At 40.4% G+C, this 13,008-nt stretch carries 9 protein-coding genes and 1 other annotated feature (1 of these 10 cut by a window edge); all 9 genes read right to left on the bottom strand.

Features of this window, described 5'->3' with window-relative positions; all coding sequences use genetic code 11:
- Positions 1–98 precede the first annotated feature (98 nt).
- Complete coding sequence (fusA, locus tag BAU27_RS08695) at positions 99–2,177, bottom strand: elongation factor G (protein ID WP_000196380.1); 2,079 nt, start codon at positions 2,175–2,177, stop codon at positions 99–101.
- A gap of 206 nt (positions 2,178–2,383) precedes the next feature.
- Positions 2,384–2,854, bottom strand: coding sequence for a 30S ribosomal protein S7 (gene rpsG / locus BAU27_RS08690; protein ID WP_001137492.1), 471 nt, complete (start codon positions 2,852–2,854; stop codon positions 2,384–2,386).
- Positions 2,855–2,883: 29 nt separating this feature from the next.
- On the bottom strand, positions 2,884–3,306 hold the full coding sequence (gene rpsL / locus BAU27_RS08685; protein ID WP_001142341.1) for a 30S ribosomal protein S12: 423 nt from the start codon (positions 3,304–3,306) through the stop codon (positions 2,884–2,886).
- Positions 3,307–3,420: 114 nt separating this feature from the next.
- A complete protein-coding gene (locus BAU27_RS08680) occupies positions 3,421–3,669 on the bottom strand; it encodes a 50S ribosomal protein L7ae-like protein (RefSeq protein WP_000121833.1) in 249 nt (82 codons plus the stop codon).
- A gap of 113 nt (positions 3,670–3,782) precedes the next feature.
- Positions 3,783–7,394: a DNA-directed RNA polymerase subunit beta' gene (gene rpoC / locus BAU27_RS08675; RefSeq protein ID WP_000567946.1), complete on the bottom strand. Its 3,612-nt coding sequence runs from the start codon at positions 7,392–7,394 to the stop codon at positions 3,783–3,785.
- Positions 7,395–7,431: 37 nt separating this feature from the next.
- Positions 7,432–10,965 carry a DNA-directed RNA polymerase subunit beta gene (rpoB, locus tag BAU27_RS08670; RefSeq protein ID WP_071747341.1) on the bottom strand — a complete coding sequence of 1,178 codons (3,534 nt, stop codon included), beginning with the start codon at positions 10,963–10,965 and terminating at the stop codon, positions 7,432–7,434.
- A 290-nt stretch (positions 10,966–11,255) separates the two neighbouring features.
- Positions 11,256–11,855, bottom strand: coding sequence for a class I SAM-dependent methyltransferase (locus tag BAU27_RS08665; protein WP_071747342.1), 600 nt, complete (start codon positions 11,853–11,855; stop codon positions 11,256–11,258).
- A gap of 76 nt (positions 11,856–11,931) precedes the next feature.
- On the bottom strand, positions 11,932–12,291 hold the full coding sequence (rplL, locus tag BAU27_RS08660; protein ID WP_000159737.1) for a 50S ribosomal protein L7/L12: 360 nt from the start codon (positions 12,289–12,291) through the stop codon (positions 11,932–11,934).
- Positions 12,292–12,358: 67 nt separating this feature from the next.
- Positions 12,359–12,859: a 50S ribosomal protein L10 gene (gene rplJ / locus BAU27_RS08655; RefSeq protein ID WP_000048724.1), complete on the bottom strand. Its 501-nt coding sequence runs from the start codon at positions 12,857–12,859 to the stop codon at positions 12,359–12,361.
- Positions 12,860–12,898: 39 nt separating this feature from the next.
- Positions 12,899–13,008 (bottom strand) — a sequence feature (ribosomal protein L10 leader region) (it continues 35 nt past the right edge of the window).

Raw genomic sequence — 13,008 nt, 5'->3', positions numbered from 1 at the left:
TATATGGGTTATTTTATATTTAGACTAGAAAGTGAAACTTACGTCCCACTTTCTAAGCTTACATAAGTAGTTATACTTGAACAATCGATAAAAATCAATTATTCACCTTTATTTTTTTTAATAATTTCTTCAGAAACAGACTTCGGTACTTCTTCATAATGATCAAATGTCATTGAGAATGTTCCGCGTCCTTGAGTGTTAGAACGTAATGCCGTTGCATAACCGAACATTTCAGAAAGTGGAACCATAGCGCGAACAACTTGAGCGTTACCGCGAGCTTCCATACCTTCTACACGTCCACGACGAGATGTTACGTCGCCCATAATGTCACCCATGTACTCTTCAGGAATTACAACTTCAACTTTCATCATTGGCTCAAGAATTACTGGGCTACATTTAGAAACCGCAGCTTTAAGTGCCATAGATGCAGCGATTTTGAACGCCATCTCAGATGAATCGACATCATGGTAAGAACCGTCAACTAACGCAGCTTTAATGTCAACTAGTGGATAACCAGCTAGTACACCATTTTTAAGTGAGTCTTCAAGACCCGCTCCAACAGCTGGGATGTATTCACGTGGAACTACACCACCGACGATTTTGTTTTGGAATTCAAAACCTTTACCTTCTTCATTAGGTTCAAACTCAATCCAAACGTGACCGAATTGTCCACGACCACCAGATTGACGAGCGAACTTACCTTCAACTTTCGCAGCAGCGCGGAAAGTCTCACGGTATGCTACCTGAGGAGCACCAACGTTTGCTTCCACTTTGAATTCACGACGCATACGGTCAACGATGATATCAAGGTGAAGTTCACCCATACCAGCGATGATTGTTTGGCCAGTTTCTTGGTCAGTGTGAGCACGGAATGTTGGATCTTCTTCAGAAAGCTTAGATAATGCTGTACCCATTTTATCTTGGTCAGCTTTAGATTTTGGTTCGATAGCTACAGAGATAACTGGCTCTGGGAATTCCATAGACTCAAGGATAACAAGACTCTTCTCATCACAAAGAGTATCACCAGTAGTAGTATCTTTTAAACCTACAGCAGCAGCGATATCACCAGCGTAAACTGTTGAAATCTCTTCACGGCTGTTAGCGTGCATTTGTAGGATACGACCTACACGCTCACGCTTACCTTTAGTTGAGTTTTTCACGTATGATCCAGAGTTTAACACACCAGAGTACACACGGAAGAACGTTAACTTACCAACATAAGGGTCAGTCATGATTTTGAATGCTAAAGCTGCGAATGGTTCTTCATCGCTAGACTTACGTTCGATTTCTTCCTCTGTATCCGGAAGAGTACCTTTGATAGCTGGTACATCTAATGGAGACGGTAGGTAGTCGATAACTGCGTCTAACAGAATTTGAACACCTTTGTTTTTGAATGCAGAACCACAGATTACTGGGAAGAATTCTACAGAAGTTGTAGCCTTACGGATACCAGCTTTAAGCTCTTCTATAGTGATTTCTTCGCCTTCTAGGTACTTCATCATCATTTCTTCATCAAGCTCAGCTACCGCTTCAATAAGTTTTCCACGGTATTCTGCAGCTAATTCTTTGTGCTCTTCAGGAATTTCGACACGCTCGATGTCTGTTCCTAAATCGTTACCGTACATGTAAGCACACTCTTCAACAAGGTCAATGATACCATTGAACTCGTCTTCAGCACCGATTGGTAACTGAATTGGATGTGCGTTTGCTTGTAAACGATCGTGGATTGTTCCTACAGAGTATAAGAAATCTGCACCGATCTTATCCATTTTGTTAACGAATACGATACGAGGTACACCGTAAGTAGTAGCCTGACGCCAAACAGTTTCTGTTTGTGGTTCTACACCAGATTGTGCATCAAGTACTGCTACCGCACCATCAAGTACGCGTAAAGAACGTTCTACTTCTACTGTGAAATCTACGTGTCCTGGAGTGTCAATGATGTTTACACGGTGACCTTTCCATTGAGCTGTAGTTGCAGCAGAAGTAATTGTGATACCACGCTCTTGCTCTTGCTCCATCCAGTCCATCTGAGATGCACCTTCATGAGTTTCACCGATTTTATGAATACGTCCTGTGTAATACAGAATACGCTCAGTTGCTGTTGTTTTACCAGCATCGATGTGAGCCATGATACCAATATTACGAGTGTTTTCTAAAGAGAACTCTCTAGTCATTTGGTGTCTTGCTCCTTCCATATATGGATTGGATTATTTTATTTTAAGTAGCAAAAAAGCCACTTTATATTGTTACATATGCCAGTGTCTTGTACCCTCATTATGTAAAACGAGCGCCCAACGAAAGGGAGAGGCATTCTCCCTCTCCACACTTCCATAAGCGACAAATAAAGCGGTTTATGCTTACATTTATTTTACGTTGAATCCTACCAACGGTAATGAGCAAATGCTTTGTTAGCTTCTGCCATTTTATGAGTGTCTTCACGTTTCTTAACAGATGCACCAGCATTGTTAGCTGCATCTAAGATTTCGTAAGCTAGACGCTCTTCCATAGTTTTTTCACCACGAAGACGAGCATAGTTTACTAACCAGCGAAGACCTAAAGTTGTACGGCGTTCTGGACGAACCTCAACTGGAACTTGGTAGTTAGCACCACCAACACGACGAGCGCGTACTTCAAGAACAGGCATGATGTTCTTAAGAGCTTGCTCGAATACTTCCATTGGTTCTTTATCTGAACGTTCACGAACGATATCGAAAGCGTTATAAAGAATTGTTTGAGATTTACCTTTTTTACCGTCAACCATCATTTTGTTGATTAGGCGTGTTACTAGTTTCGAATTGTACATTGGATCTGGTAACACGTCACGTTTCGCAACAGGTCCTTTACGAGGCATATTGAGTTCCTCCTTTCATTATAAGTTTATTATTTTTTAGCAGGTTTTGGTCGCTTAGTACCATATTTAGAACGTCCTTGCATACGTTTGTCAACACCAGCTGTATCAAGCGCTCCACGAACGATGTGGTAACGTACCCCTGGTAAATCCTTTACTCGACCACCGCGAATTAATACTACGCTATGCTCTTGTAGGTTATGACCGATACCTGGGATGTAAGCTGTAACTTCAATACCGTTTGTTAAACGTACACGAGCGTATTTACGTAACGCTGAGTTAGGTTTCTTTGGAGTCATTGTACCAACACGAGTACATACACCACGTTTTTGAGGTGCAGAGATATCAGTTGATTTTTTCTTTAAAGAGTTAAAACCTTTGTTTAACGCAGGTGATTTAGATTTCCATACTTTATCAGTACGACCATTTCTCACTAATTGGTTAATAGTAGGCATTTGATTATCCTCCCTTCGCATGTTTGTATGACCACATATCCAGGTGGTTCATTATTAGTTGAAAACAAAGTTTTTGCAAGGAAGAGCAAATGCTCTCTCCTCACAAAAACAGTTTTAACTTATTATTCCTATTGCTGAAGCTCCCACTTGAATCCCCGAAACTTTTCCAAGCTTACGAACTGATTCAACTTTGGTTATGGGTATGTTATGTTGCAAGGCGGTACGAATGATAACATGGGTTAACCGCACGTCAGCATCTTCCGCAATAACAACTTCTTTAACTATACCATTTTTGATTGCTTCCAATGTTCGTTTATGACCAACGACTACATTTTCAGCATTTGACACTTTTTGATAAGACATATAAATATCCTCCAAAGCATCGTTCAGGAGCAACCTTGATTATAGTAACATTTTGACTCATACAATGTCAACTAGGATTAGATGTTTTTATACAAAATTTACGACGGAAAATTTTACTGTTCCACATAAATCTCATCGTTTTCTACATTCATGTCATCTTGTGTTGTTTTTACAAGATCCACTTTGCGATAACGATTCATACCTGTTCCAGCAGGAACAAGTTTACCGATAATAACGTTCTCTTTCAATCCTAGAAGCTCATCACGTTTACCTTTAATTGCTGCATCAGTTAAGACACGAGTTGTTTCTTGGAATGATGCTGCAGATAAGAATGAATCAGTTTCAAGTGAAGCTTTTGTAATACCAAGTAAAACAGGTCTAGCTGTCGCTGGCTGTTTACCTTTTAGTAACACCTTCGCATTCGCATCAGTAAACTGATGGATATCTAATAATGTTCCTGGTAATACATCTGTTTCACCCGCATCACTTACACGAACTTTACGTAGCATTTGACGTACCATTACTTCTACGTGTTTGTCACCAATTTCTACCCCTTGCATACGGTATACTTTTTGAACTTCACGTAATAGGTATTCTTGAACTGCCGTAATGTCCGTTACTTTTAGTAATTCTTTCGGATCAATAGAACCTTCTGTTAACTCTTTACCGTGGCTAATTGGCTGTCCTAGAATTACTTTCAGACGAGCACCGTAAGGAATAGCATACGTACGAGCTTCAACCTCACCCTGTACAACTACTTCTTGACGATCTTTAACATCGTTGATCGCTGCGATAACACCGTCGATTTCACTGATAACTGCCTGACCTTTCGGATTACGAGCTTCAAAGATCTCTTGGATACGAGGTAAACCTTGTGTGATATCATCTCCGGCAACCCCACCTGTATGGAACGTACGCATCGTTAACTGTGTACCTGGCTCACCGATAGATTGAGCTGCGATAATACCTACCGCTTCTCCTACTTCTACGTCTGTACCAGTTGCTAAGTTACGACCGTAACACTTCTTACATACACCATGGCGAGTATTACACGTAAACGCTGAACGAATGTTTACAGTTTCAACACCCGAATTTTCAACAATATGAGCGATATCTTCAGTAATCAATTGATTTTCAGCAACTAATACTTCACCTGTTTCAGGATGTTTTACAGTTTTTCTTGCAAAACGTCCAACAAGACGATCATATAATGACTCAATTACTTCATTACCCTCTTTAATCGCACCGATTAGTAAACCGCGATCTGTTCCACAATCATCTTCACGAACAATTACATCTTGTGCAACGTCTACAAGACGACGTGTTAAGTAACCAGAATCGGCAGTCTTAAGTGCTGTATCGGCAAGACCTTTACGAGCACCATGCGTAGAGATAAAGTACTCAAGTACTGTTAAACCTTCACGGAAACTTGATTTGATCGGAAGTTCAATGATACGACCAGATGGATTGGCCATCAGACCACGCATACCAGCAAGCTGAGTAAAGTTAGATGCGTTACCACGGGCACCGGAATCACTCATCATGAAGATTGGGTTGCGTTTATTCAAGGACTTCATCAGTTTTCCTTGGATAACATCTTTTGCATTACTCCAAATAGAGATAACGCGATCGTAACGTTCTTCTTCCGTGATTAAACCGCGACGGAATTGTTTAATTACATTATCTACTTTTGCTTGTGCTTCGTGGAGAATTTCATCTTTTTCACCTAATACAAGAATGTCAGATACCCCAACTGTAATACCAGCTTTTGTAGAGTATTTAAATCCTAAGTTCTTCATACGGTCAAGCATGCGAGACGTCTCTGTAATCTTGAAACGCTTGAATACTTCCGCAATGATGTTACCAAGGATCTTCTTGCTAAATGGCGCCACTTCTTCGCGACTAGCAATAATTTCTTTAATGTTCGCACCTTTTTCAACGAAATATTCCGCTGGTGTTTCTTTTTCAAGGTTTGAATTTGTTGGTTCATTAATATAAGGGAACGACTCTGGTAAGATTTCGTTAAATATTAATTTACCAACTGTTGTTAATAGAAGCATACTCTTTTGCTCTTCAGTAAACGTTACATTATTTACTGAACTTGCAGCAACTGCAACACGTGTGTGCAGATGTACATATCCGTTTTGGTATGCAAGTATTGCTTCGTTTGCATCTTTGAAGACCATACCTTCACCGATTGCTCCTTCACGCTCAAGTGTTAAGTAGTAGTTACCTAATACCATATCCTGAGATGGAGTAACAACTGGTTTTCCGTCTTTTGGATTCAAGATGTTTTGTGCTGCTAACATAAGAATACGAGCTTCTGCTTGTGCTTCTGATGATAACGGAACGTGAACCGCCATTTGGTCACCGTCAAAGTCCGCGTTGTATGCAGTACATACAAGTGGGTGAAGACGGATTGCACGACCTTCTACTAGTGTAGGTTCAAACGCCTGGATACCAAGACGGTGAAGTGTTGGTGCGCGGTTTAGAAGTACTGGATGTTCTTTGATCACAGATTCTAAAACGTCCCAAACTTCAGGTTGTACACGCTCGATTTTACGTTTCGCACTCTTAATGTTGTGTGCTAATCCTTTTTCCACTAACTCTTTCATAACAAAAGGTTTGAACAGTTCAAGTGCCATTTCTTTCGGTAATCCACATTGGTACATCTTTAAGTTCGGTCCTACAACGATTACAGAACGACCAGAGTAGTCAACACGTTTACCTAATAAGTTTTGACGGAAACGTCCTTGTTTACCTTTAAGCATGTGAGATAGTGATTTTAATGGACGGTTACCTGGTCCAGTAACTGGACGGCCACGGCGACCATTATCGATTAATGCGTCTACAGCTTCTTGTAACATACGTTTTTCGTTTTGAACGATGATGCTTGGTGCACCTAAGTCCAATAGACGTTTTAAACGGTTGTTACGGTTAATTACACGACGGTATAAGTCGTTTAAATCAGAAGTAGCAAAACGTCCACCATCCAACTGTACCATTGGGCGTAGTTCTGGTGGGATAACTGGAAGAACATCTAGGATCATCCAAGATGGGTGATTTCCAGAGTTACGGAATGCTTCTAATACTTCTAGACGTTTAATAGCACGAGTACGTCGTTGTCCTTGTGCTGTTTTTAATTCTTCTTTTAAGAAGTCTACTTCTTTATCTAAATCGATGTCTTGTAATAGCTTTTTAATTGCTTCTGCACCCATAGCAGCTTGGAATGTGCTGCCATATCGATCACGATATGCACGGTATTCTTTTTCAGAAAGTAATTGCTTCTTATCAAGTGGTGTATCTCCACTTTCTGTTACAACATAAGAAGCGAAATAAATTACTTCTTCAAGCGCGCGAGGGGACATGTCTAAGACAAGTCCCATGCGGCTCGGGATACCTTTGAAATACCAAATATGAGATACAGGAGCAGCTAATTCGATATGACCCATACGTTCACGACGAACTTTTGCACGCGTTACTTCAACGCCACATCGATCACAAACTACACCTTTATAACGTACACGTTTATATTTTCCGCAATGACATTCCCAGTCCTTTTGTGGTCCGAAAATACGCTCACAGAACAAGCCGTCTTTCTCAGGCTTTAACGTACGATAGTTAATCGTTTCTGGTTTCTTAACTTCACCGTATGACCAAGAACGAATCTTGTCAGGTGAAGCAAGTCCAATCTTCATATATTCAAAGTTATTTACATCTATCAAGGGGCCTACCTCCCTTTTAGTCTACAGGTTATCCCAATTATTCCTTAGTTGTCTCAACTTCGACATTCAATTTATCTGCTGATTGATGATCATCGTCATCTTCCGTATCACGCATTTCAATTTCTGTGTCGTCGCTAGACATCATTTTAACGTCCATACCTAAACTTTGCAGTTCTTTAATCAATACTTTGAATGATTCTGGAACGCCTGGTTCTGGAACATTTTCGCCTTTAACAATTGCTTCATACGTCTTAACACGTCCAATAACATCATCAGACTTCACTGTTAAGATTTCTTGAAGAGTATAAGCAGCACCGTAAGCTTCAAGTGCCCAAACCTCCATCTCACCGAAACGCTGTCCACCGAACTGAGCTTTACCTCCAAGAGGTTGCTGCGTTACAAGTGAGTATGGTCCAGTAGAACGAGCATGAAGTTTATCGTCAACCATGTGCGCAAGTTTGATCATATACATGACACCAACAGATACACGGTTATCGAATGGTTCACCAGTACGTCCGTCATACAGGATTGTTTTCGCGTCATTTGCCATACCAGCTTCTTCAATTGTGCCCCATACATCTTCCTCACGAGCACCATCGAATACTGGTGTTGCAATGTGAATACCAAGATATCTTGCTGCCATACCAAGATGAAGCTCTAATACCTGACCGATATTCATACGAGATGGTACCCCTAATGGGTTTAACATGATATCGATTGGCGTACCGTCTGGTAAGTAAGGCATATCTTCTTCTGGTAAAATACGAGAGATAACACCTTTGTTACCGTGACGTCCGGCCATCTTGTCACCTTCAGAAATTTTACGTTTTTGAACGATATATGCACGTACAAGTTGATTCACGCCTGGTGGCAATTCATCGCCATCTTCACGGTTGAATACTTTTACGTCTAAGATAATACCGCCACCACCGTGTGGTACACGTAGTGATGTATCACGTACTTCACGTGCTTTTTCACCGAAGATTGCATGTAATAGACGTTCTTCTGCCGTTAATTCTGTTACACCTTTTGGTGTTACTTTACCAACAAGTAGGTCTCCATCTTTTACTTCAGCACCGACGCGAATAATACCGCGCTCGTCAAGGTTACGAAGTGCATCTTCTCCAACATTCGGGATATCACGTGTAATTTCTTCTGGTCCAAGCTTCGTATCACGAGCTTCTGACTCATATTCTTCAATATGAATAGAAGTGTACACATCATCTTTTACAAGGCGCTCACTCATGATGATCGCATCCTCGTAGTTATAACCGTCCCATGTCATGAAGCCAACAAGCACGTTACGTCCAAGTGCTAATTCGCCTAGTTCCATAGAAGGACCATCCGCAAGGATTTCACCTTTTACAACTTCATTTCCAACACTTACGATTGGACGTTGGTTGTAACAAGTTCCTTGGTTAGAACGAATGAATTTCTGCATTTTGTAGCGATCTAAATCGCCTTTTACTGTTTGACCGTCAACTTCTACATAACGACGTACCCAAATTTCACGTGCTTCTACGCGCTCAACAACACCAGGGTGTTTACAGATTACTGCAGCACCTGAGTCTTTTGCTGATACGTACTCCATACCTGTACCTACAATCGGAGATTCCGGATTCATTAACGGAACCGCCTGACGTTGCATGTTCGCTCCCATAAGTGCGCGGTTAGAGTCATCGTTTTCTAAGAACGGAATACAAGCTGTCGCTGCCGACACTACTTGTTTTGGAGATACATCCATGTAGTCGATGCGCTCTTTATTTGTGACAATGTTTTCACCACGGAAACGAGCTACGATATCTTCATCAAGGAATTCCCCTTCTTCAGATAATTTCATATTCGCTTGGGCTACAACATAATTATCTTCTTCATCTGCTGTTAAATAATCAACATGCCCTGTTACAAGACCAGTTTCTGGGTCAACACGACGGTATGGTGTTTCGATGAAACCAAACTCATTTACTTTCGCGAACGAAGATAATGAGTTAATCAAACCGATGTTTGGTCCCTCTGGTGTTTCAATTGGACACATACGACCATAGTGAGAGTAGTGAACGTCACGTACTTCAAAGCCTGCGCGCTCACGCGTTAAACCACCGGGTCCTAATGCAGATAGTCTTCGTTTGTGAGTTAACTCTGCTAATGGGTTTGTTTGGTCCATGAACTGAGATAACTGAGAACTTCCGAAGAACTCTTTAATAGATGCAATAACAGGACGAATATTGATTAATGCCTGTGGTGTAATTGCATTTGTATCTTGAATCGACATTCTCTCACGAACAACACGTTCCATACGAGAAAGACCGATACGGAATTGGTTTTGTAATAGTTCTCCTACTGAACGCAGACGACGGTTTCCTAAGTGGTCAATATCATCTGTATCCCCTACTTTGTATAGTAAGTTGAAGAAGTAACTAATAGAAGCCAGAATATCACCTGGTGTGATGTGTTTTACATCGCGAGTAATATTTGCATTCCCAATTACGTTGATAGAACGTTCGCCTTCTGATTCTGGAGCATAAATCTTAATAGATTGCAGCTCAACATCGCCTTCTACCACTCCACCCATTGGTTTCGCTGTTTTGAATCCAATGTTCTTCTCTAAGTAAGGTAAAATGCGATCCAGTGTACGACGATCTAAGATTGTTCCTTCTGCCGCTAAAATTTCACCAGTTTCTGGATCCACTAATGTTTCAGCTAAACGTTGGTTAAACAATCTGTTTTTAATGTGTAGCTTTTTGTTGATCTTATAGCGACCTACATTTGCTAAATCGTAGCGCTTTGGATCAAAGAAACGAGACACAAGTAAGCTCTTTGCATTTTCTACTGTTGGTGGTTCACCAGGACGTAGACGCTCATAAATTTCAAGCAATGCTTTTTCTGTGCTATCTGTGTTGTCTTTTTCTAACGTATTGCTTAAGTATTCGTTATCACCTAAAAGCTCGGTGATTTCTTGATCAGAGCCAAACCCTAATGCGCGTAACAAAACAGTTACAGGAAGTTTACGCGTACGGTCAATACGCACATATACAACATCCTTAGCATCTGTTTCATACTCTAACCAAGCTCCGCGGTTTGGAATTACAGTAGCAGTAAAACCACGTTTTCCGTTTTTATCCACTTTGCCACTATAGTATACGCTTGGAGAGCGAACTAACTGGGAAACGATAACACGTTCTGCACCGTTAATTACGAATGTTCCAGTCTCTGTCATGAGTGGGAAATCTCCCATGAACACATCTTGTTCTTTTACTTCACCAGTTTCCTTGTTGATTAGACGCACTTTTACACGAAGTGGTGCTGCATACGTCACATCACGCTCTTTGCATTCGTCTACAGAGTATTTAGGTTCACCTAAGCTGTAGTCGATAAATTCAAGCGATAGATTTCCCGTAAAGTCTTCGATCGGAGAAATGTCTTGGAACATTTCTCGCAAACCCTCATCAAGAAACCACTGATAAGAAGAGGTTTGAATTTCGATAAGATTTGGTAACTCTAATACTTCACTAATACGGGCATAACTTCTTCGTTGGCGGTGGCGTCCGTATTGAACTAGTTGACCTGTCAACTGCTTCACCCCTCAAATCATGAGTATTATAAATGCACAAAAAAATTTGTGCAAAATCACAAATAAATACAACTACTGCTATTAGCGTAGTTTTTTCTCTTAAAGATAGATACGTTGAGTCTTTCTACCTGCTCAAAAAAGAAAAATGGCTTCTTTAAGAAAACCATCATTCTGTTTCATAATCTGCTGATTTTACTATCTTTTCCAAGAGAAACAAAAATATACATCTTTCTCAACGCAGAAAATCATATATTGGCATTGTATAATGTTAACATAGCCAAAAATAACCGTCAACGCTTTTTTGATTTTATGATATAATATCCTTTTTTCTTTTCTACAACTTCAACTTCAGAAAATACTTCTTCTAGTTTCTTCAGCGCAGATGGTGCACCTTGTTTCTTTTGAATAACAATCCACAATTCTCCACCTGAAACCAAATACTCCACAGCCTTTTCTAAAATCTCGTGCACGACATCTTTACCAGCACGAATTGGAGGGTTAGATAGAATAGCAGCATACTTGCCATCTACATTTTCATAGACGCTACTTTGAAAAATACGTATATTCTCGATTCTGTTATTAGCGGCGTTTTCTTTCGCAAGCCCAAGCGCCCTTTCGTTCACATCCACCATGTGAACGTCGCGACCTTGAAACTCTTTCGCTAACGACAAACCAATAGGACCGTATCCGCAACCTACGTCTAATATATCACCTTTAATATCCGGCATTTGAAACGCTTCAATTAAAAGACGAGAACCAAAGTCCACTTCGTTTTTCGAGAACACCCCGTGGTCAGATAAAAAAGTAAATCGAGATTCACGAAGTGTAAATTCCCATCGTTTACGATCACTTTTACTAGAAGGGTCGTTAGAAAAATAATGGTCTGCCATATGGCCACCTCTTTTCTTTACAGTTAAAAAAAAAGCTCGCATGAGAGCGAGCTTTTTTTAAAGCATCAAAAGTTAATTACTTAACTTCTACAGCAGCGCCAACTTCTTCAAGTTTAGCTTTCATTTCTTCAGCTTCCTCTTTAGAAACGCCTTCTTTGATTGCTTTTGGAGTGTTGTCAACTAATTCTTTAGCTTCTTTTAAGCCAAGACCAGTGATTTCACGTACAGCTTTGATAACTTTGATTTTTTGAGCGCCAGCACTTGCAAGTACTACGTCAAATTCAGTTTTCTCAGCAGCAGCTTCACCAGCGCCACCAGCTACAGCTACAGGAGCAGCAGCAGTTACGCCGAATTCTTCCTCGATAGCTTTTACTAAGTCGTTAAGTTCTAATACAGTCATAGATTTAACTGCTTCAATGATTTGTTCTTTAGTCATTGTAAATATCCTCCCTTAAATAGGTTTGTATTGTTTTATAGATAACAAGTAATTATCTTTTAAAAAATTAAGCGCCTTGCTCTTCCTTTTGCTCTGCAACTGCTTTAGTAGCAAGTGCAAGGTTACGGATTGGAGCTTGAAGAACGCTAAGAAGCATAGAAAGTAAGCCTTCACGTGATGGAAGAGTAGCGATAGCTTTAACCTCATCAAGTGTTACAAGTTTACCTTCGATTACGCCCGCTTTAATTTCTAAAGCTTCATGTTTTGTAGCGAAGTCGTTTAATACTTTCGCAGGAGCAACTACATCCTCGTTACTGAACGCGATTGCGTTTGGTCCTGTTAAGAATTCGTTTAACTCAGCCATTTCAGCAGACTCTGCAGCACGACGAGTTAAAGAGTTTTTGTAAACTTTGAACTCAACGCCAGCCTCACGTAAGTTTTTACGTAATTCTGTTACTTCAGAAACTGTTAAACCACGGTAGTCAACAACGATTGTAGATTTACTCTCACGAAGTTTTTCAGCGATTTCAGTTACAACTTGTTGTTTAGTTTCGATTACTTTGCTCATGTTATTACACCTCCTGTAGATTATATAGAAGATGTACCGAAAGTGCACTAAAAACCTCCATGCCCAACTTGTAGACATGGAGGCATATAGTCACAGAAAAAAGATTCCGCTTCGTATATTAACACCTAGGTAGGAAATTAAGTCGAATG

The sequence above is a fragment of the Bacillus sp. NH11B genome (assembly GCF_001884205.1).
GTDB lineage: Bacteria > Bacillota > Bacilli > Bacillales > Bacillaceae_G > Bacillus_A > Bacillus_A proteolyticus.
The sequence above is the reverse complement of the archived record's forward strand: the minus strand, read 5'-3'. Positions and strand labels throughout refer to the sequence as shown.

Coding starts and splice junctions, on each gene's coding strand:
- fusA (WP_000196380.1), bottom strand. CDS start 2,177: ATGACTAGAGAGTTCTCTTTAGAAAACACTCGTAATATTGGTATCATG.
- rpsG (WP_001137492.1), bottom strand. CDS start 2,854: ATGCCTCGTAAAGGACCTGTTGCGAAACGTGACGTGTTACCAGATCCA.
- rpsL (WP_001142341.1), bottom strand. CDS start 3,306: ATGCCTACTATTAACCAATTAGTGAGAAATGGTCGTACTGATAAAGTA.
- BAU27_RS08680 (WP_000121833.1), bottom strand. CDS start 3,669: ATGTCTTATCAAAAAGTGTCAAATGCTGAAAATGTAGTCGTTGGTCAT.
- BAU27_RS08665 (WP_071747342.1), bottom strand. CDS start 11,855: ATGGCAGACCATTATTTTTCTAACGACCCTTCTAGTAAAAGTGATCGT.
- rplL (WP_000159737.1), bottom strand. CDS start 12,291: ATGACTAAAGAACAAATCATTGAAGCAGTTAAATCTATGACTGTATTA.
- rplJ (WP_000048724.1), bottom strand. CDS start 12,859: ATGAGCAAAGTAATCGAAACTAAACAACAAGTTGTAACTGAAATCGCT.